This is a genomic window from Listeria aquatica (assembly GCF_014223975.1).
In the GTDB taxonomy this organism is placed as follows: domain Bacteria; phylum Bacillota; class Bacilli; order Lactobacillales; family Listeriaceae; genus Listeria; species Listeria aquatica.
This window is the reverse complement of record NZ_JAARRM010000002.1, coordinates 20359-39989: the sequence shown is the minus strand read 5'-3', so window position 1 is coordinate 39989 and position 19631 is coordinate 20359. Positions and strand designations below refer to the sequence as shown.

Genomic DNA, 19631 nt, shown 5'->3' with positions numbered 1-19631 from the left:
ATAGTAGATAAGGCGTTACTTGGTGATACATTAGTATAACTTAACTTGGTTTCGAACATGAAGCTATCGCCGTATAAGTCAATTCTCAATAAAACGAATTTAAGTTTTATTTATGAATTGTACAATCTTTCTTTTGGTGTTGTGTATTTACATTGGAATATTTGTCATTTCAGCTTTTTACTAAGTCAACGTAAACTTGTTGTCATTTAAACTTAAAGTAAGTCTAGAAATAGTAAGTAGCTGTTTATATTCAGAGTTATGGAGGAGTCTTTTATAAATCAAGTTTTGTAAACGAATTACTAGTAAATATATTATTCTGAATGAAACAAGTAAAAGATGTTAGCGAGGAATAAAAATGAGTAAGAAGCTTGATTCTAAATTGAGTATTTCTTTAATATGTATAACCATCCTCTTGATAATTATTGTGCATTTGATTTTAAAAACTACAATGACAACCATTTTTTTATCAATTGTATTAGGGCTGCAAACTTTATTCATCATTGCTCAATGTGAAAGTCTATTGGAACAGAGTGGACAAAAAAAGACTAGAGTAGGTAAAGTTTTACAGTATGTACTGATCTTTTTATTTATTTGTACATTATTAGCTTCATATTTATTGTATTGAGAAAGAGGTGTTTAATATATTATTAGTTGTTTCCGTTACAATTAATTTGCTCATAATTATCTGTTTAAGAGAAATAAAAAAAAGGAAAATCACTGGCTTTTTATTGATGGTAGGTCTTTTATTGTGTGGTATATCATTTCTAATGTATATTTTTATTGCAATTTATCTAGGGCTTTTAGGTTTAGGAAACAACTAAGTGATAAATATAAATTTCGAGAAATAGTGTATAAAAAAGTAATCGTGTTTAAATCCTACTATAAGAAAAATAATGAGAGCATTTCGAAATGGTTTTCTTATAAGTAAAAAATCCAACGGCTGAATATAGGAGGACTAGAAATAAAAAATATAAAACTAAGTTCAGACTAAGGAGATGGTAATGAATGTCTTGGAAACATGAAGAAAAAATATTTGATATGGATAAGAACTTCTCCAATTTAATCTTGTTTACTAGTAATGTATTTGTGGATAAATGCCAAGATAGTGAGCAGTTAGCTACTTTATATCTAGGCGATGGTTTCGATAATCATGATTGAATTTGGTGTGGACTTATTAATCAATTTTATTACTTTTGGAGTTTGTTTTTTGCCACTATATTTTGCAGAGAAGAGTCGTCCTCTTTTTGAAAATATTGCCGTTACTATGGCTTTTATAGGATTGTTGGGAGTTGGAACAGGCATTTTTATTAGTTCAAGCGAGGAAATAAGCACATATGCTTATATAATTTTAATTGTCCAGATTTGCGCTTTGAGTATTGATGGGATATTAATTTTATGGAAAAAGAGATTTGGGAATAACACATCTTTATTCATAGTATCTATCTTGATATCTATAATTTCGATGATTTTATATATTTATTATATTGTAGCTGGTTTTATTTATTAATGAAAATAAAGCTGTAAGCATATGGTTTACAAGCAATAAATAAGAATACCTAATTCTGAACTTGTAATATAATCCTTTATAGAGAGAATATTGGAGGAAAGAGAATGATAAAGGAGATTACACCGAATGATTTAAAAACGATTTATTTGAATATAGATTCTGTCTTTTTATCTGAAAGAAGAATGCCAAAGCAAGTTTTCAAAGATGTATTGTTCACATTAGTATTTGATTTGGAAGACTTTATGAAATATGGTCTAGAAGACATCATAGGCTTGTCTAAACTTGACCAGGCAAAAAAGCTCATACGGCTACCTTGTATTGGAGTTCCAGCAAATATACAAATGATGGAACTAAATCTAAATGAAAAAGTAACAGATTTCAGTAGAAATTTAAAAGAATTATGGGAAGATGGTACTTTATTTCTTTTACTTGATTACGGATGCTTGTTCAATGACCAAAAAAAGTGGATCATTCATTTTTCTATTGAATTGGAGATCGTTGTTCTAGGAGTTTTTGAAGAAAATAAAAATGTGAATTCTATAATTAAGGCTACACCTTATACAAAAGAAACATTCCTAAAAGAATATGAGAATTTTCCGGAAGAATATTTAAATTTATCTCATAAAGCGGCGGAAAAAGAAGCTCGGATAATGAACGAAGCTGTTGTTTATCCAATGATTAAAAACTATTTTGATTAGTTTAGTGCGGAAGGCTTGCTTGTTGGAAATGAATCTTAGATGAGTGTTAATACAAAAACTTGACTCTAGGGATAGATACACTAGAGTCAAGTTCTTCTAAAGATTCAGAAAGTAGGAAGCAGTATGAAATTGAAAAAAGAAATCAATTTGATAAACGACAAAAAATTTATTAAAAAACTAAATTGGATGGCTTTGGGGATTACGATCGCCTTTATTATGATATTTCAGTTTCTTTCAATGATAGTTTCTCCAAATTTATCACGATTTTGGGATTTTCACTTTAGTGTTATTTTTTTGATCACTGTGCTCTTCTTATTTTTATCGCTACTCATTCATGAAGGGATACATGGTTTGTTTTGCAAGTTGTTTAGTGAAACAGGCAGCAAGGTGATATTCGGATATAAAAATGGATTGCTTTATGCTAGCAGCCCAAATTCTTTTTATTCAAGAAATCAATTTATCTGGATTTCTATCGCACCATTTTTCTTTATTACAAGTATTCTAACTATACTGTTCTTTTTAGGTTGGTTTCCTCAAGAAGTTTACGTTATTTTGGCCACCGTTCACGGAAGCGGCTGCGTGGGTGACTTTTATTGGTGCTATTTGTTAGTAAAAGAACCAAAAACAGTTAAGGTGGAAGACACCGAAGCGAGTTTTCGAATATATGAAAGCTAACTAGCCATTTTTCTGTGAGCTTGAAATATACGAAATAGCAACTAAATATCTATAGAAAAAATAATAATTATGAAAAGGGGAATAAAATTGAGTACAAAATTTATTTGCAAAGCTTTAATGGAATGTCAAAACGAAAAACACTTAACAGCTCTATATTTAGGAGATGATTTTGAAAGTTATAATGCCGGCTATATTGAAGCAGTAACGGAAAATGATGTTCTTTTCCGTGAGCGACGGCAAAATGGGATTTTAGAAGGATGGATTGCTGTCCCAATTGAAGCGATTAATAAAATTGAAATGGGTACGAGTGATTTAAAGGCAGTTGAAGTTTATAGTCAGTCGTTGAATGAGATTTATGAGGAAACTTTTTTTAAGGGCGATACGCCGAAACGCAAACATTCGATTATGGAGATTGTTTCTGATTATTTGCTTCATTCTGGAGAAGTCACTACGATTGAGTTGCTTTGCGGGGAAGAATACTTAAATGGAATCGTTGTGGAAGATGATCTTTTTGGACTTAAATTAGAAGTTTATACGGATGAAGGTTCGCCTGATGGCGTAGCATGGATTAAAAAAGAGGATATCACAGGAATTCGCTTTGGTGGGAAATCTGAAAAGATCATTAAAAACTTCATGACTTCGGAAGGAAAATAATAAATGTTTTATTTAAATCGTGTGAATAAGGAAAACCGTTTTGTTGGATCATAGAAATGACTTTTAAGGTAATGACGCAACAAGTCGCTTTTGAATTGCTTGAAAAATATTGGTACAACTGGGAGAAAAAGGAGAATAAAATTGAGCTTTTTTAAGAAAAAAATAGCAACTAACGTCTTGGTTAATAAAAAAAATTTGAATACCCAGAATTTCCATTGTATTCGCTGAGGCATGATGTTTGGAACGGTGAAATTGAAATTATTTTTGCTGAGGAAGAAAACCCTCAAAATAAACTCCAATTACGATTTGAAAAAGTTTCTGCATGTTATTTTCAAAATGGCTATGGTTCTGATCGATTTATGTTTGATAAACAAGATCATAGTTTTCAAATGATGGAATTAGATGTCATGGATTCACCGCAAAAAATGGGGGCAGGCGGAGATTTTTCTTCAAAAGCAAATATTTCAATCGAATTAGGTGATTTATCATTAAGTATCGAGTGCCAAACAATTGTGATAGATGGGGAAGTTTTTGAATTATTGGAGTGAATAAGAACTCATAGGAGGAAAGAAAGATAGAACGCACAGATTCTGTGCGTTCTATCAGAATAGCATACCTCTAAAACTAATGCCCTCATCTTCTTTAAATACAAGTAGTTTTGAACCATTCAGAATAACATACCTCTAAAACTTTATGGATTACTTTTGGAAAAAGAACATCGTTTTGGAACCATTCAGAATAACATACCTCTAAAACCTCGGAAGTTTTCCAACGTTTCGTAATCGTAGTACTCGTACCTAGCAGAACTTCTATTCTGATGGTTCTTTTTCATCTTTTTTTGTCAAGGATTGTTTCATTAAAATATGTAAATAAAGTTATGATTCTAAAGGCTATATTTCTCTTCTATTATACCAAATTCTCATTGCTAAAAATAAATTTTTCTAAAATAGTACAAAGCTTTGAAAAATTAAATGGAAAGGAAATATCTAGGCGGAGCTTGCTATGAAAGATAAGCTTGCCATAGTTTTCCGTAAGTTTGGGCATGAAAAAAGCGCCGAGAGCAGCGCTACTTTAAAAGTTGGTTACGGACAAAGCCTTATTTTAACTTGCTATGTTATTCTGAATAATTCCAACAACCTCATTTTAACAAATTTAATTTTTTTTGGCAATAGAAATGTTGAACAAATATCTAGATAGTATATAATTAAATCAGAATTGATGAACAACTTTTGGTGAATAGGAGGCGTAGCTAGCTACGTGGTTGCGCGCTGCCGAAACAGAAATTTATTTTAAAAGAAAAGAGGCATCGAGATGAAAGACTATTCAATTAGTATGGATATTGGGACAAACAGTGTTGGCTGGGCGGTTTTAACGGAAGACTACAACCTTATAAGACGTAGAATGAAAGTTTCTGGTATGGCAAGTAAAGCGAGTGTGAAGAAAAATTTTTGGGGTGTTCGTTTGTTTGACGCTGGGCAAGTAGCGATGGATACGCGGCTAAAACGAACAACTCGTCGTAGATTGCGTCGTCGAAAGAATCGTTTGAATTATTTGCAAGAAATTTTTGGTCCAGAAATGAACAAAGTAGATGAAAACTTTTTCGTACGACTTGATGAGAGTTATTTAGTTGTGGATGATAAAAAGAATGAAAGACACCCCATTTTTGGGACAATTGAAGAAGAATTGAGTTACCACCATGATTTTCCGACGATTTATCATCTTCGAAGGTCACTTGCTGATTCGGTAGATAAAGCAGATTTACGGTTGATTTATTTGGCTCTGGCGCACATTGTCAAATTTCGAGGGCATTTTTTGATTGAAGGGGATTTGAATTTGGAAAATACGTCAATCAAAAAAGCGTTTCATGATTTTATGAAATGTTATTATGATGATTTATCTGATTCTAGTGATGAAATGTCTGATGATGCCCAAGTAGAAGCTATTTTGAAGGATAAATTATCAAGATCGCGAAAAGCCGACGAATTGCTGAAACTATTTCCTGGTGAAAAATCAAATGGGCTATTGAATCAGTTTTTTAAATTGATGGTTGGCAATCAAGGGAATTTCAAATCGATTTTTAAATTAGATGAAGATGCTAAAATTCAATTTTCAAAGGAAACCTATGATGAAGACTTGGAAGAGTTGCTTGGACGTATTGGGGATGACTATGTCGAACTTTTTGCTGCGGCTAAGAATGTTTATGATGCGATGGAACTCGCGAACATTTTGACGGTCAATGACCGTGCAACAAGAGCTAAGTTGTCAAGTGCGATGGTGAAACGCTTTGATGAGCACAAAGCAGATTTAGCGACATTGAAAAAGTTTGTAAAAACGCATTTGCCTGATGAATATGAAACATTTTTTGTAGATGCAAAACAAGATGGTTATGCAGGATACATTGATGGCGGGACGACTCAGGCGGAATTTTACACCTTTTTAAAGAAAAAACTAAGTGGACTTGCGGGAGCTCAGTTGTTTCTTGAAAAGATCGAACAAGAAGATTTTTTGAGGAAACAGCGGACATTCGATAATGGGGTCATTCCACACCAGATTCACTTGAAAGAGTTGCAGGCGATTATCAAGCAACAAGCGGCTTATTATCCTTTCTTGGCGGAGAATCAGGAGAAAATTGAATCACTTGTTACGTTTAGGATTCCTTATTATGTCGGTCCTTTGGCGAAAGATAACAGTCGATTCGCTTGGTTAGAGCGTACGACAGATGCGGCAATTCGTCCGTGGAATTTACAAGAAAACATTGATGTGACGAATTCGGCAGTGAAATTCATCGAAAAAATGACGAATTTTGATACATATTTGCCGGAAGAAAAGGTACTGCCAAAACATAGCATGATCTATGAAAAATATATGGTTTATAATGAATTAACGAAGGTTTCCTATACGGATGATCGAGGGATTGCACAAAATTTTAATGGACAAGAAAAGCTGGCTATTTTTAATCGATTGTTTAAGGTTGAGCGTAAGGTAACTCGGAAAATGCTAGAAAATTATTTGAGCAATGTCTTTGGCTTAGAGAGCCCTGAAGTGAACGGGATTGAAAACTCCTTCAATGCTTCGCTCAAGTCCTATCATGATTTTATCAAATTGGGGATTTCTGAAGAGCTTTTAAATGATCCGAAAAATGAAGAAATGTTCGAAGAGATTGTTAAAATTTTGACTGTTTTCGAAGATCGCAAGATGATTCAAGCGCAATTAAGTAAGTATTCGGATCTTCTTTCAAAAGAAATTCTGAAAAAATTGGAGCGACGTCATTATACGGGATGGGGACGCTTTTCTAAAAAACTACTGGTCGGCATTCGCGATAAACAGTCGCAAAAAACGATTTTGGATTTTTTGATGAGTGATGATGGAGTTAAGAAAAATAGAAATCGAAACTTGATGCAACTCATTTCGGATAAGGATTTAAGCTTTAAGGAAATCATTGAAAAAGCAAGCGTTGACATATCTGCGGGGATTGATGAAATTGTTCAAGGATTACCAGGGAGTCCTGCTATTAAAAAAGGAATCTTGCAAAGCTTGAAAATCGTGCAAGAGTTAGTAGGGATTATGGGGTACGCGCCAAAAAATATTGTGATCGAAATGGCCCGCGAAACTCAAACGACAACACGAGGAAGGAATAGTTCCAAACCTCGGTTGAAAAAATTAGAAGAAGCGATTCGCGAACTTAAAAGTGATATTTTAAAAGAAGATCCGGTGACAAATGCAGATTTGCAAGATGATCGTTTGTATTTGTACTACTTACAAAACGGAAGAGATATGTATACAGGTAAACCACTAGATATACATAAGCTCTCACAATACGACATCGATCATATTGTTCCACAGAGCTTTATAACAGATAATTCGCTTGATAATCGAGTGCTAGTAACTTCTGCTGGAAACCGCGGGAAATCAGATGATGTTCCTAGTATAGATGTAGTTAGGAATAGAAAGATTTTCTGGAGCTCACTTCATCGTGCGAAATTAATTAGTGATAAAAAATTAAATAATTTAACCAAAGCAGAACATGGGGGATTGACAGAACGTGATAAGCTGGGCTTCATCAAACGTCAGCTTGTTGAAACGAGACAAATTACTAAAAATGTTGCGGGTATTCTTCATCAACAGTTTAATGCAGAAAAAGATTCAGAGGGGAAGACCATTTTTAAAACTCAAATTATCACGTTGAAATCAGCATTAACTAGTCGTTTTCGACAAATGACTAAGCTATATAAGGTCAGAGAAATCAATGATTATCATCACGCACATGATGCTTATCTAAACGGTGTTGTAGCAAATGCTTTATTAAAGGTCTATCCAAAGCTTGCCCCAGAGTTTGTTTATGGAGATTACCATAAATTTGACCTTTTCAAAGATAATAAAGCAACAGAGAAAACTCAATTTTACTCGAATATTATGCGCTTTTTTGATACAGATAGAAGAGCCGATGAAAATGGTGAAATTGTTTGGCATAAAGAACGAGATATCAAGACGATCAAAAAAGTTTTAGGCTACCACCAAATGAATATTGTCAAAAAAGTTGAAGTGCAAACGGGTGGTTTTTCTAAAGAATCGATTTTGCCAAAAGGACCTTCAAAAAAACTAATTCCGCGTAAAAATGGATGGGATACAACGAAATATGGTGGTTTTGACAGTCCGATTGTGGCTTATTCGATCTTGCTTTCTCATGAAAAAGGAAAAAGCCGAAAAGTTACGCAAGAAATTTTAGGAATTACGATTATGGAACGAACAGCATTTGAAAAAGACGCCGTGCAGTTTTTGGAAAGTAAAGGATACGTTAGTCCAACTGTGCAACTGAAATTGCCTAAATATGCGCTTTATGAATTTGAAGATGGTCGGCGTCGTTTACTGGCTAGTGCCGGAGAGGCACAAAAAGGAAATCAAATGATTCTGCCTAATCATTTAGTTGAATTGTTATATCACGCGAAAATTAGTACGGGCAATTCGACTGAAAAAGATAACAGTTTAAAATATGTGGAAGAGCATAAAGGGAGCTTTTCTGAGGTTTTGATAGCAGTCAGTGAATTTGCCAAGAAATACACATTAGCTCATAAGCGATTAGAGCAGGTTGAAGAGTTGTACGAAAAAAATAAAGATGCTTCCACCCAAGAAATAGCGGCTTCATTTGTTAACTTGATGCAACTCAATAAAATGGGTGCTCCAGCCAGTTTTGAGTTTTTTGGTAAAAAAATTGATCGTCACCGTTACACAAGCACAGCTGAGTTACTAAAAGCAACAATTGTTTATCAGTCGATAACAGGATTGTATGAAACAAGAAAGCGAGTGGATGAATAAATGGGTTGGCGCACGATCACTATGAATCAGCATTCGAAATCAGCCTATAAAATAACCATTTTCGAATTATTTAAGTCACTTGGAATCAAGATTGAAACACAAATTAAGCACTGAGGATTTAGTCAAGTGAATAGACAACTTGAATAGCAGTCGATGTTTCTAAGAAGTCAAGAAAGAGTATGTTCTTTGAAAGCGGAAATATGAAAAAGGAACCATTAGAATTGAAGTCCTTGCTAGGGACGAGTAGCGCGATTACGAAATATCGGAAAAAAACTTTCCGAGGTTTTAGAGCTGTGTTATTCTGAATGGTTCCAAAACAAACGGTATACTATTCATTTTTGCGTAGCTGTTTTAGAGCTGTGTTATTCCAAACAAATTCAAGCCGCTTGCTGCATTTGCCTATTTGCACCTGAAGCAAGCGGTTTTCCAATAAAATAAGAATTTTGTTCCGCAAATGTGTCGTTTTTTTAAACAAAGAGTCAGAAAAAATATTTTTTGTATGCGCTTACTTCGTTGGTGTTGCTTTCGTATAGGAGTCGTGGTAAGATGATTACTGTAGCGCAGAGATACTGTTTTTTTAGTTGTGCTTTCCTTCAAAATATTCTATGATAGAAAGTGAATAGAGTATGAAGGGAGCAACTGATGTGATTGATTTTTACTGGTATCCAAAATGTTCAACTTGCCGGAAAGCGAAAGCTTGGCTTGATGAAAATCAAGTGAAGTATAATCAAATTGATTTGGTTGAAACGCCGCCAACTGCGGAAAAACTAAAAGCACTTTGGCAAAAAAGTGGTTTGCCACTGCGTCGTTTCTTTAACACAAGCGGAATTAAATATCGCGAGCTCGGTCTTAAAGACAAACTTGAGGATATGCCGGAGGATGAAGCGTTCAAGCTGCTTGCTTCTGATGGGAAACTCATTAAGCGCCCGCTTACAACGGACGGAACTAAGGTAACACTCGGCTTTAAAGAACAAGAATTTGAAGCTGATTGGAAATAATTTAGCGTATCAGGAAAGAGAGAAAAAGGAGGAATTTTTAAAATGGCTGTGAATATACCAGAAACTTTAAAGTACTCAAGTGACGATGAATGGGTGAAAAAAGACGGCGATACATATCTGATCGGAATCACGGATTTTGCGCAAGATCAGTTAGGGGACATTGTATTCGTTGAGCTTCCTGAAGTTGGCGATGAATTTGACAAAGATGGTGGATACGGAAGTGTTGAATCGGTTAAAACGGTTTCTGATCTTCTTGCACCAATCGCTTGTAAAGTCGTTGAAGTGAATCCGGCTCTTGAAGATGCACCGGAAACACTAAATAGCGATCCATACGGCGAAGGCTGGATTTTGAAAGTAGAAGCAACAAATGAAGCAGATTTAGATGAACTACTTTCAAGTGGAGATTACCAAAAACGCGTTGATGAAGCGTAAGTAATAGACAGCAAAAACCGGTTCCTTTCGTGGAGCCGGTTTTTCTTAAGTGGAAAGGGGAACGAAAATGCTTGCTTTTGGAAAACAGGAACTTGAAGCCGTCCTTGAAGAAAAACGGGATCAGCTTCTCTTTTTTTATACACCGATGTGCGGCGGGTGTCAGGTTGCTCGTGAAATGATTGAACTCGTGTTAAAAGGGGAGGCGGGGCTTCAAATCGCCGAAATGGACCTTAACTATATCCCAGATTATGCGAGTCAATTTGAAATTGAATCGGTTCCTGCGCTTGTCGCGATTCGAAATGGCGAGCTTATCGCTAAGCGCTATGAAATCAATAATGTGATGGATGTCTTTGAATTCACTTCCAAATTTGCCTAAAGGAAAAACTTTTTCCTTCTCGATATAGAGCTGAACACTACTAAAAAGATTGCTGTAGACCCAAAGCGGCAGGCTGTGATAAGATAACTACGGCAAAAAGTTCTGGGGGTTTGAAATGGAAGCAAGTCATGTAGAAAAACATAAAAATTTAACGATTCTTTCGGTGATAAGTAACTTTGTGATTGTTGTTTTGAAATTGATTATTGGTTTCTTGACGGGATCAGTCGCTGTTATTTCAGAGGGGATCCATTCATCAATGGATTTATTTGCCTCCATCATCACTTTTTTTTCGCTCCGGATTTCTGGGCGCCCGGCCGATGAGGATCATCCTTACGGGCATGGTAAAGCGGAAAATATCGCGGGAACGATTGAAACGTTGCTGATTTTTGTAGCGGGGATTTGGATCATCACAGAGTCCATCGACAAGTTTTTTAATCCGCATGAAATTAGACTGCCGATGCTTGGAATCGGGGTTATGGTGCTTGGCGCACTCATCAATTTTGTCGTTTCTCGCATCATTAAACGGGCTGCAGATAAGGCGAACTCGGTTGCGATGAAATCGAATGCGCTTCATTTATATACGGATGTGTTCACTTCGCTTGGGATTGCGTTCAGTTTGCTCTTAGTTCATTTGACGGGTTGGCTATTTCTGGATCCGATTATTGCCATTTTAACGGCGATCTATATTATGTATGAAGCCTTTAAATTGCTGAAGGAGTCTTTCCCGCCGCTTATGGATCAAAGGTTATCACGCAAAGAAGAAGCGGAAATCAAACGGATTATTTTAGCGCATCAAGATGAGTTTATTGAATTTCACGATTTTCGCTCGCGGCGTGCTGGGGCAGAAGAATATATTGATTTTCATCTGGTCGTGCCATCTGAGATGACGATCGAGACGGCGCATACGCTTTGCAATGAAATTGAAAAAGAAATTTATGACTTTTACTCAAAAGCACAGGTTTTGATTCATCTTGAGCCGGAGGAAGAGCGCATTTATAGTTAAAGGAAAAGTTTAATTTTTACTAAAGAAATCTGATTCGGATTTCTTTTTTTCTTGGAGTGGTGATACAATGAGACTAACAAATTAGAGGAGCGATCTTAATATGACAGCCATCTTAATTGCGGATGATGATAAAGAAATTGTAGATTTGGTGCAACTCTATCTTCAAAATGAAGGCTATGAGATTTATCAGGCTTATGACGGGGAAAGAGTTTTAGAACTTGTGAATGAGCGGGAATTCTCGCTTGTGATTTTAGATATTATGATGCCGAAACTAGACGGGCTTGAGGTTTGTCGTAGAATGAGAAGCGATGGGATTTTAACGCCGATTTTGATGCTGAGCGCGAAAGCAGAGGATAATGACAAGATCATGGGCTTACTTACAGGAGCGGATGATTACATGATAAAACCTTTTAATCCGCTAGAACTTTCGGTGCGGGTGAAGGCGATTTTGCGACGCATTAAGCAAATGCAACAAGGCGCCAAGCCGGAAAGTCAGCATCTCGTGATTGGCCCGATTGAAATTAACCGCGATCAACATATTGTGACGGTTTCTGGAAATGAACTGCATTTAACGACTTCAGAGTTTGATATTCTCTACTTGCTTGCAAGTGAACCTGGGCGGGTCTTTAGCTCGGAATATATTTTCGAAAAGATTTGGCAGGAGCAAGCTTTTGGAGCAAGCAAGACGGTCATGGTTCACATTAGTAACTTGCGTGATAAGATGCGGGTTGCGATGGGTGGCGAGAATGTCATCAAAACGATTTGGGGAGTAGGATATAAAATTGAAATTTAAACGTTGGTTGAAACATGTGATGCACGTGATGCGACCGTGGCAAATTATTTTATTTGCGATTTTATCTTGGTTTATTGCTTCATTTGCCCTTCAAACCATTTATTTATGGTTGCTTTCGATTCGTGATGATTCGGTGGTTTTGCGTGGCTTAAATGATTCGTTCATTGACTTGTTTGGGCGCGGAAAATATAACAATATTGTAGAATCTCCCGCTTTGATTCTTGTGAAATATGTGTTGCTAATTTTTATGGCGTGGTTTGTTTTTTATCTTTTCTACCGTTTTATGCGCGGGCGGGCGCTGAAAAATCAGCTTCGGACGATTAATTTTGCGCTTGGTACTGACAGGGCGGTGGATACGTCGAGCCTTGTTCCAGAAATCCGTGAACTGGAGACGAATATCGAGAAGATGCGTGCTCGGCAGAAAAATTTGATGGAGCAGGAGCAGGAAGCGCAACAAGCGAAAAATGATTTGATTACGAATGTCTCACATGATTTGCGCACGCCGCTTACGTCGATTCTTGGCTATTTGAGTTATATTCACGATGATCGTTACCGCGATGAAGTGGAGCTCAAATATTATACGGACCTAGTCTACGATAAGGCGCGCCATTTGCATAAGTTGATTGATGACTTATTTTCGTATACGCGACTTGAAAGCCCGGATTATTTGCTTGCGAAAGACCGGCTTGATATGGTTGAACTTTTGCGGCAGCTCGTTTTGGAGTTTGACGGATTGGCGCGGGAAAAAGGAACGGAAATTGTAGAGCTTTATCAGGCGGAAAATTTGCTTGTAAATGGGGATGGCAATCAAATTATGCGGCTGTTTGAAAACTTGTTTTCAAACGCGCTTCGCTATGGCAGTGATAGCGGGAAAATTGAAGTTGCGGCTCGCGAGGAAGGGGACTGGGCGGTGATTGATGTGACAAATTTCGGGGAAGAAATTCCGGCGCTTGATTTGCCTCATTTGTTTGAGCGGTTTTACAAAGTGGATAAAAATCGGACGACAACGGGGACGGGGCTTGGGCTTGCGATTTCGAAGTCGATTGTGGAACGTCACGGCGGTCTTGTGACAGCGACAAGCAAAAACCGGAAGACGACTTTTACGGTAAAATTACCGCTACTCAATCTTTAAACTTTCTTATCTTTTTCTTTCTTTGCGATTTAGTTTGGAAAGGTAAACTAGAATGCATGAGGGGGAGAAAGTGATGACCAAGAAAAACCTGACGATTCTTGCGGTTGCGATTTTAACGGTCTTGGCAGTTTTTTATTTTGTAAGTCAAACGGTTGTTCAGCATATGTACGGTGAAATGGCTGAACAAACGCTATCCGCCGAAAGCTTTGACGGAGGAAGCGATGCGATAAACGTTACAAATTTTACTTTCGTAGATAAAAACGTGTAATTTACTGTTGACAAACGGTTCTTCAAAATGTAAGATAAAAAAATAGAGGATAACTACAATCCAAACAAAATAGTTCCAAATTCTTATCCAGAGTGGTGGAGGGAAATGCCCTGTGAAACCCAGCAACCTAAGTGTTTTTTTACTTAAGGTGCTAATTCATGCAGAACGAATGGTTCTGAAAGATGAGAAGAAAGCGAAGTTGAATTTATTCATGCCTTTCTGCTCATGCAGGAAGGCATTTTTAGTTTATGAGGGAAAAGGTGAGGCAAAATGATAACGCTCCAGAACGTAGTAAAAGATTATCTAGCACGTAAAAATCGCGTGCGTGCAGTTGATGATGTGAGCCTTGAAATTGCTGATGGCGAAATTTTCGGCGTCGTGGGCTATTCCGGGGCAGGAAAAAGTAGTTTGATCCGAATGTTTAACGGACTCGAACTACCAACTGCAGGCGATGTAATAGTGGACAACAAAAAAATCAGTCAAATTAGAGGGCGAGAACTTAGAAAAGCACGGCAAAAAATCGGGATGATTTTCCAGCACTTCAACTTGCTCTGGTCGCGAACAGTATTTGAAAACATTGCTTTTCCGCTTGAAATTGCCGGAGTGAAACGAGCAGAACGAAAAGAACGTGTGCAAGAATTGATTCAACTTGTAGGGCTTTCTGGGAAAGAAAATGCTTATCCATCCGAATTAAGTGGCGGTCAAAAGCAACGTGTCGGGATTGCACGGGCGCTTGCCAATGATCCAGATGTGCTACTTTGTGACGAAGCAACGAGTGCGCTTGATCCACAAACGACAGATGAAGTTTTGGATCTCTTGCTTGATATTAACAAGCGCCTTAATTTAACCATTATCGTGATTACGCATGAAATGCATGTTATTCGTAAAATCTGTAATCGAGTTGCGGTTATGGAAGCGGGGAAAGTGGTGGAGCTTGGGGATGTGCTAGAGGTCTTTAAACATCCTAAACAAAATGTTACGAAGCGTTTTATCGAACAAGTGACAGAGTCGGATGAAACAGAAGAACTCATCCACCTTTTGCTAACTAATTATTCAGAAGGTCGACTTGTGAAGTTGCTCTTTATGAGCGAGAATGCAACCCAGCCGGTTATCTCACAAGTAGCTCAAGCACATGATGTGGCTTTAAATGTCTTGCATGGAAGCTTAACGCAAACACAAAACGGTGCTTACGGAACGCTTTATGTGCAGATTCAAGGCGCAGACGAAGAAATTGAAAAGACGATTGAGTCGCTACGTGCGGCGAAAGTAGAAACGGAAGTGATTGAAGGATGAACGCATTTTTTAGCGATATTGACTGGACAGCCATGTGGGGTTACACGAAAGACACCTTGTACATGACGATTATTTCGCTGATTGCCGTTTTTGTCCTCGGCATTTTGCTTGGTCTCTTGCTGTTTTTAACGAACCGCAAACAAAATATTTTTGCAAGAATGTTATATTGGGTGACGGCGGTCCTTGTGAATGTATTCCGCTCAATTCCCTTTATCATTTTAATCGTCTTACTTCTTCCGGTTACAAGCACCGTGATTGGGACGATCATTGGCCCGAAAGCCGCATTGCCAGCTTTGATTATTTCAGCAGCTCCCTTCTATGCGCGTATGGTTGAAATTGCTTTCCGTGAAGTGGATAAAGGCGTGCTCGAAGCGGCAAAGGCTATGGGTGGCGGCTTATCGACCACTATTTTCAAGGTGCTTATCCCAGAAGCCTTACCAGCACTCATTTCTGGTATTACCGTTACGGCGATTTCACTTGTTGGTTTTACTGCGATGGCGGGGATCATTGGTGCCGGCGGATTAGGAAATGCCGCTTATCTGGAAGGCTTTCAACGGAACCAGCCAGAAATTACGATTGTAGCAACGATCATCATTTTAATTATTGTTTTCATTTTTCAATTCATCGGCGATTTACTTACGAAAATCGTGGATAAACGATAAAAAAGGAGCGTGTCAAAATGAAAAAAGTTTTAAGTGCATTATTTGTTTTTAGTTTAGTTTTAGTCCTTGCAGCTTGTGGCGGGAACGCCGACAAGAAAGGTTCGGGAGATAGTAAGGAATTAGTTGTTGGAGCTTCGAACACTCCGCATGCGGAAATTTTAGAGCAAGCCAAACCGATTTTGAAAAAAGAAGGGATCAACCTTAAAATTGTAACGTATCAAGATTATGTACTTCCAAACAAAGCTTTAGAAGAAGGCGAAATTGATGCAAACTATTTCCAACATAAACCGTACTTAGAATTAGAAGAAAAAGAAAAAGGCTATAAATTTGCGGATGTAGGCGCGATTCATATTGAACCAATGGGGATTTATTCGAAGAAAGTGAAAAGCTTGAAGGATTTAAAAGATGGCGCACAAATCTTGCTATCGAATAGTAAATCTGACTGGCCTCGTGTGATTGGCATTTTCGTTGATGAAGGGCTATTAACACTAAAAGATGGTGTGAAACCTGAGGATGCAACGTTTGACGATATCAAAGACAATCCGAAGCATTTGAAATTTAAATATGATTTAGATCCAGCTTACTTGATGACGGCATACAATCATGAAGAAGGCGATGCTGTAGCAATCAACTCAAACTTTGTTGTGGATCAAAACTTGAACCCAACGAAGGATTCGATTGCGATTGAAAGTAAAGATTCACCATATGCGAACATTGTGGTAACGAAAGAATCGAATAAAAACAATAAAAACATCAAGAAACTTGTAGAAGTCCTTCATTCGAAAGAAATTCAAAACTGGATCACAGATAAATGGAAAGGCGCAGTAGTTCCAGTTGATAAATAAACGAAAATAAAAAGCGAAAAGCAGAGGAAATCCATTTTCAAATGGGGCCTTTGCTTTTCGCTTTTTTAGGTCGATGCTAGTCTTTAAATCGAAGCAAAAACCGCCTTTTTAGGCGGTTTAGTAAAGTTGAGTCCTAGCGGGTTGCTTCTAAATACTTTTTCAATCCATCAGAGATAGCTTTATCCAGTTCTTTTTTGTTTACGATTTTATTTTCCTCAGGCATCTTCTGTACTACTTCAAAAGGAAGTGCTTCAATGTCAGTTGAAAAGTCGAACAGCGTTTTATTTCCAGCAGATGTACGCAAGGTTCGGATTTTTAAATCCTTGAATTTGCTATCTGCGTCCTGCATCAATGTTAATTGTACGGATAAGTCTTCATCTTTTGCTGCCACCAGTTTTTTCATTTCAGCTTTGCTCGTTTCCTTTAAGTCACTCCAAATGCGTTTGGCTTCGGTTTTAGAAATTTCTTTTCCTGTAGATAGCAGTCGAACGGCAGCGTCATCTTTATCCCATACTTGCATCACTTCGCTCGCAAGTTCGCTCAAGTCCTGCTTGTCTAATTGAAGCGATATTTTGCGTCCTTTTTCTTGCTTAAAGTTGCTTTCATCCATCTGATTGAGGAAATCATATAAGACTTGTAGCGTTTCTTTTTCGAGTCGACGGATTTCGTTTGCTTGTTTTTCAGCGGCTACTTGGTTGATTGTGAATCCAAGTAAATTTTGCGCTGTTTCATAGAAATCAAGATATTTAGCTTTGAGTGCGGTGTTATGCGCTAAAACAAAATCGAGAATTTTTTGTCCGTCTTTACCAAAAACTGGTTTGCTATCTTCATTTAGTTTATAAAGTGTATTAACCGGTATATAGACACGACCTGTTTTATTGTTTTGCAAGGCTTCAAAATGGAATGGAACCCTGCTTTTATAGACATTCACATCGGCAAAGGTTGTTTTTTGTTTTTCATCAATTGAAACTTTAGCAGATAGCGAATCGCCTTTTTCTAGGTTTTTAAAAAGAGCACTTTGCTCGTGATTAACAAATTCATTCATTGTAGTTTGAACATTTAAGGTATATTGTTCGTTTAAACTAAATTGTCGTAATGTGGATGTAAAGTTCGATTTAGGGGAACTGCATCCAGATAACGTTGTGAAAAGCAATAACAGAGCAAGCCCCAGACTTATTGCTTTCTTCATATAAATCTCCTCCAAAGCGGATTTGTTTCGTAATTTGTTCGATTGTTACAATACAATTAGATTGTTTCAATTGTGTTACGCCACAATAAACAATAGCATAGCAAGCAAGAGATTACAATGCTTTTTGCAAAAAAGGTTCATTTAAGGGCAGGAAATGAACCTTTTGAAAAAACTGATATAAAAAACAGCCCGTTGCAGGGCTGCTTTTTAGAAAGAAGCAATTTCGCGGGCACGCTTTCGATACGCGTTTAGAAGTTCGGCTGGCATTTTTCGGATAGTTAATTCCTCCCCAAGAAAAAATAGCCAATGAACAAGTTCGCGAAGCTCTGCCTCATCATGCGTATCAATTTCTGTTTTTAAAACAGCACTCGTTTGATAAGGATCCATATAGGAAAGAGAAAATTTAAGTGGATGATATTTTTTGAATTGACTGATAGCCTTAGCGCCGAGTTCAAGATGCAAGTTTTCTTGTCGTGCTTTTTTTGCTAGTTGGGCAAGTATTTTCTTTTTTGAAGGCCATTTTTTATTCTTATAACTTTGAACGGGATTGACGGATTCAATTTCATCAACGCTTTGCATTTTTTTAGTTTCATGATGGAAATCATAATATTCTAACCACCAAACGGATTTTTCGTTGTAGAGCCGCAATGGACAAATAAGATGATTTACTCCATTTAACCAGATTTCTAAATGTTCTTCGTAGAGCGAGAGTTGGATCAACTCTTCAAGTATTGGCTGAGGCAAGTCACTTAGATCTAGCAAATCCGGATTATTAGGGTTTGTGCCCTCAAAAAATAACAATTGATTTAAGACGACGAGATCATCTTGCTGATTTTTAGAAATCAAACCCAGGAGTTTCTCGGCTAAAGATTGACGACTTCGCAAAAATGGTAGTTGCTGGTTTCGCGTCGCCATGAAAGCAACGACTAAAGCTTTAATTTCATTATCCGTAAAGCGAATGGGCGGGAGAATCGAATTGTTCATTACTGAATAACCGCCACTTCTCCCGACTTCAGCTACAAGTGGTAAGCCGATTTGCTCAATTTCTCGTAGATCACGGATCGCAGTGGAGCGAGAAATTTGAAATTCTTCCATGATTTCAGCGATAGTAAAATGGGCGCGATTGTTGATATAACGCATGATGGTATTGATTCGTTCAACTTTTTGCATCAGAACCTCCTAAACAGTGTCATCTTTTGAAACCTTTTATTTGTATTATAAGACTATCAAATAGAAAAGCCAACTGTTTGATGAATAGATGAGAAGGAAGGGATAAAGGATGGCAGATTACAAGCTAGAAACAAAAGATGAATTTATAGTGTTAGGGATTGGCACGGAGTTGGTTAGTGATTACCGTGATTTTGAAGGGATTAATCGTGAGAAACAAGCATTTTGGGCGAGTATCAAACAAGATGGGCGGCTTGAGAAACTAAAACAAGTGGCATCAAATGCATACTTATTTGCTGTAAATGAAGCGGTTAACAATAAAATGATGTATTATGCGGGAGTTTTAACAGAAGAAAATTTACCAGATGCTACTCGAATGATTCAGTTTCCAAAAGGGGAATATGTTGTTGTAAGTGGGGAAGCAGCTACAACTGAAGAACTGAGTAACACGCTTGCTGGAATCGCTTTTGGGCAAGTCTTACCAGAAGTAGAAGGTGTTGCTTATGTAGGCGGGCCAAATGCAGTCGTTGAGATGGGCGAACGAGACGGGCGTGTTTATGGAGAAATCTGGATTCCTGTTGTGCAAAAATAACGACAAAGCATGTGGTTAATTTTTAATTCATAAA

General features: G+C 37.3%; 21 protein-coding genes and 1 riboswitch. Of the genes, 19 read left to right on the top strand and 2 right to left on the bottom strand.

Annotation, left to right across the window (positions count from 1 at the left end):
* Nucleotides 1-1005 precede the first annotated feature (1005 nt).
* From HB912_RS06055 to HB912_RS05970, 18 genes are all read left to right on the top strand, one after another.
* Entirely contained in the window at nt 1006-1158 is a 153-nt protein-coding gene (locus HB912_RS06055; protein ID WP_185372975.1) for a hypothetical protein, read from the top strand.
* The gene (locus HB912_RS06050) at nt 1151-1507 is read left to right on the top strand and encodes a hypothetical protein (protein ID WP_185372973.1); all 357 of its coding nucleotides are present in this window, start codon (nt 1151-1153) and stop codon (nt 1505-1507) included. The genes HB912_RS06055 and HB912_RS06050 overlap by 8 nt, the downstream gene beginning before the upstream one ends.
* A gap of 104 nt (nt 1508-1611) precedes the next feature.
* Complete coding sequence (locus HB912_RS06045) at nt 1612-2205, top strand: hypothetical protein (RefSeq protein ID WP_185372971.1); 594 nt, start codon at nt 1612-1614, stop codon at nt 2203-2205.
* A 129-nt stretch (nt 2206-2334) separates the two neighbouring features.
* Entirely contained in the window at nt 2335-2880 is a 546-nt protein-coding gene (locus tag HB912_RS06040) for a DUF3267 domain-containing protein (protein WP_185372969.1), read from the top strand.
* Nucleotides 2881-2967: 87 nt separating this feature from the next.
* Nucleotides 2968-3534, top strand: a complete 567-nt coding sequence (locus HB912_RS06035; RefSeq protein WP_185373818.1) for a hypothetical protein — start codon at nt 2968-2970, stop codon at nt 3532-3534.
* A 215-nt stretch (nt 3535-3749) separates the two neighbouring features.
* On the top strand, nt 3750-4082 hold the full coding sequence (locus tag HB912_RS06030) for a YxiG family protein (RefSeq protein ID WP_185372967.1): 333 nt from the start codon (nt 3750-3752) through the stop codon (nt 4080-4082).
* Nucleotides 4083-4536: 454 nt separating this feature from the next.
* Nucleotides 4537-4731, top strand: a complete 195-nt coding sequence (locus HB912_RS06025) for a hypothetical protein (RefSeq protein WP_185372965.1) — start codon at nt 4537-4539, stop codon at nt 4729-4731.
* 114 nt (nt 4732-4845) lie between these two features.
* Entirely contained in the window at nt 4846-8847 is a 4002-nt protein-coding gene (gene cas9, locus HB912_RS06020) for a type II CRISPR RNA-guided endonuclease Cas9 (protein ID WP_185372963.1), read from the top strand.
* 626 nt (nt 8848-9473) lie between these two features.
* Nucleotides 9474-9845 carry an arsenate reductase family protein gene (locus HB912_RS06015; protein ID WP_221635656.1) on the top strand — a complete coding sequence of 124 codons (372 nt, stop codon included), beginning with the start codon at nt 9474-9476 and terminating at the stop codon, nt 9843-9845.
* A gap of 48 nt (nt 9846-9893) precedes the next feature.
* The gene (gene gcvH, locus HB912_RS06010; protein ID WP_036071028.1) at nt 9894-10277 is read left to right on the top strand and encodes a glycine cleavage system protein GcvH; all 384 of its coding nucleotides are present in this window, start codon (nt 9894-9896) and stop codon (nt 10275-10277) included.
* A 67-nt stretch (nt 10278-10344) separates the two neighbouring features.
* On the top strand, nt 10345-10653 hold the full coding sequence (locus tag HB912_RS06005) for a thioredoxin family protein (protein ID WP_185372961.1): 309 nt from the start codon (nt 10345-10347) through the stop codon (nt 10651-10653).
* A 115-nt stretch (nt 10654-10768) separates the two neighbouring features.
* Complete coding sequence (locus HB912_RS06000; protein ID WP_185372959.1) at nt 10769-11656, top strand: cation diffusion facilitator family transporter; 888 nt, start codon at nt 10769-10771, stop codon at nt 11654-11656.
* Nucleotides 11657-11756: 100 nt separating this feature from the next.
* Nucleotides 11757-12449, top strand: a complete 693-nt coding sequence (locus HB912_RS05995) for a response regulator transcription factor (RefSeq protein WP_185372957.1) — start codon at nt 11757-11759, stop codon at nt 12447-12449.
* Entirely contained in the window at nt 12433-13581 is a 1149-nt protein-coding gene (locus HB912_RS05990; protein WP_425324768.1) for a sensor histidine kinase, read from the top strand. Before HB912_RS05995 ends, HB912_RS05990 begins: the two co-directional genes overlap by 17 nt.
* Nucleotides 13582-13654: 73 nt before the next feature.
* The gene (locus HB912_RS05985) at nt 13655-13849 is read left to right on the top strand and encodes a hypothetical protein (protein ID WP_185372955.1); all 195 of its coding nucleotides are present in this window, start codon (nt 13655-13657) and stop codon (nt 13847-13849) included.
* 80 nt (nt 13850-13929) lie between these two features.
* A riboswitch (SAM riboswitch) is annotated at nt 13930-14038 on the top strand.
* Nucleotides 14039-14119: 81 nt separating this feature from the next.
* Entirely contained in the window at nt 14120-15142 is a 1023-nt protein-coding gene (locus HB912_RS05980) for a methionine ABC transporter ATP-binding protein (RefSeq protein ID WP_185372953.1), read from the top strand.
* Complete coding sequence (locus HB912_RS05975; RefSeq protein WP_185372951.1) at nt 15139-15804, top strand: methionine ABC transporter permease; 666 nt, start codon at nt 15139-15141, stop codon at nt 15802-15804. The genes HB912_RS05980 and HB912_RS05975 overlap by 4 nt, the downstream gene beginning before the upstream one ends.
* Before the next feature lie 17 nt (nt 15805-15821).
* Nucleotides 15822-16649 (top strand): MetQ/NlpA family ABC transporter substrate-binding protein, encoded by an 828-nt coding sequence (locus HB912_RS05970; protein WP_185372949.1) that lies wholly within the window; start codon nt 15822-15824, stop codon nt 16647-16649.
* Nucleotides 16650-16782: 133 nt separating this feature from the next.
* On the opposite strand, the gene HB912_RS05965 is transcribed toward HB912_RS05970, so the two are convergent.
* Nucleotides 16783-17838: an Lmo2079 family surface lipoprotein gene (locus HB912_RS05965; RefSeq protein WP_185372947.1), complete on the bottom strand. Its 1056-nt coding sequence runs from the start codon at nt 17836-17838 to the stop codon at nt 16783-16785.
* Nucleotides 17839-18045: 207 nt separating this feature from the next.
* On the bottom strand, nt 18046-19008 hold the full coding sequence (locus HB912_RS05960; protein WP_185372945.1) for a helix-turn-helix transcriptional regulator: 963 nt from the start codon (nt 19006-19008) through the stop codon (nt 18046-18048).
* Nucleotides 19009-19117: 109 nt separating this feature from the next.
* Between HB912_RS05960 and HB912_RS05955 the strand changes: the two genes are divergently transcribed.
* On the top strand, nt 19118-19597 hold the full coding sequence (locus HB912_RS05955; protein ID WP_185372943.1) for a GyrI-like domain-containing protein: 480 nt from the start codon (nt 19118-19120) through the stop codon (nt 19595-19597).
* The last annotated feature ends 34 nt before the right edge of the window (nt 19598-19631 follow it).

Excerpts from the sequence above, each read along its gene's own strand:
- HB912_RS06055 (WP_185372975.1), top strand. The coding sequence starts at position 1,006 with ATGTCTTGGAAACATGAAGAAAAAATATTTGATATGGATAAGAACTTC.
- HB912_RS06050 (WP_185372973.1), top strand. The coding sequence starts at position 1,151 with ATGATTGAATTTGGTGTGGACTTATTAATCAATTTTATTACTTTTGGA.
- HB912_RS06045 (WP_185372971.1), top strand. The coding sequence starts at position 1,612 with ATGATAAAGGAGATTACACCGAATGATTTAAAAACGATTTATTTGAAT.
- HB912_RS06025 (WP_185372965.1), top strand. The coding sequence starts at position 4,537 with ATGAAAGATAAGCTTGCCATAGTTTTCCGTAAGTTTGGGCATGAAAAA.
- cas9 (WP_185372963.1), top strand. The coding sequence starts at position 4,846 with ATGAAAGACTATTCAATTAGTATGGATATTGGGACAAACAGTGTTGGC.
- HB912_RS06015 (WP_221635656.1), top strand. The coding sequence starts at position 9,474 with ATGAAGGGAGCAACTGATGTGATTGATTTTTACTGGTATCCAAAATGT.
- HB912_RS06005 (WP_185372961.1), top strand. The coding sequence starts at position 10,345 with ATGCTTGCTTTTGGAAAACAGGAACTTGAAGCCGTCCTTGAAGAAAAA.
- HB912_RS06000 (WP_185372959.1), top strand. The coding sequence starts at position 10,769 with ATGGAAGCAAGTCATGTAGAAAAACATAAAAATTTAACGATTCTTTCG.
- HB912_RS05995 (WP_185372957.1), top strand. The coding sequence starts at position 11,757 with ATGACAGCCATCTTAATTGCGGATGATGATAAAGAAATTGTAGATTTG.
- HB912_RS05985 (WP_185372955.1), top strand. The coding sequence starts at position 13,655 with ATGACCAAGAAAAACCTGACGATTCTTGCGGTTGCGATTTTAACGGTC.
- HB912_RS05980 (WP_185372953.1), top strand. The coding sequence starts at position 14,120 with ATGATAACGCTCCAGAACGTAGTAAAAGATTATCTAGCACGTAAAAAT.
- HB912_RS05975 (WP_185372951.1), top strand. The coding sequence starts at position 15,139 with ATGAACGCATTTTTTAGCGATATTGACTGGACAGCCATGTGGGGTTAC.
- HB912_RS05970 (WP_185372949.1), top strand. The coding sequence starts at position 15,822 with ATGAAAAAAGTTTTAAGTGCATTATTTGTTTTTAGTTTAGTTTTAGTC.
- HB912_RS05965 (WP_185372947.1), bottom strand. The coding sequence starts at position 17,838 with ATGAAGAAAGCAATAAGTCTGGGGCTTGCTCTGTTATTGCTTTTCACA.
- HB912_RS05960 (WP_185372945.1), bottom strand. The coding sequence starts at position 19,008 with ATGCAAAAAGTTGAACGAATCAATACCATCATGCGTTATATCAACAAT.
- HB912_RS05955 (WP_185372943.1), top strand. The coding sequence starts at position 19,118 with ATGGCAGATTACAAGCTAGAAACAAAAGATGAATTTATAGTGTTAGGG.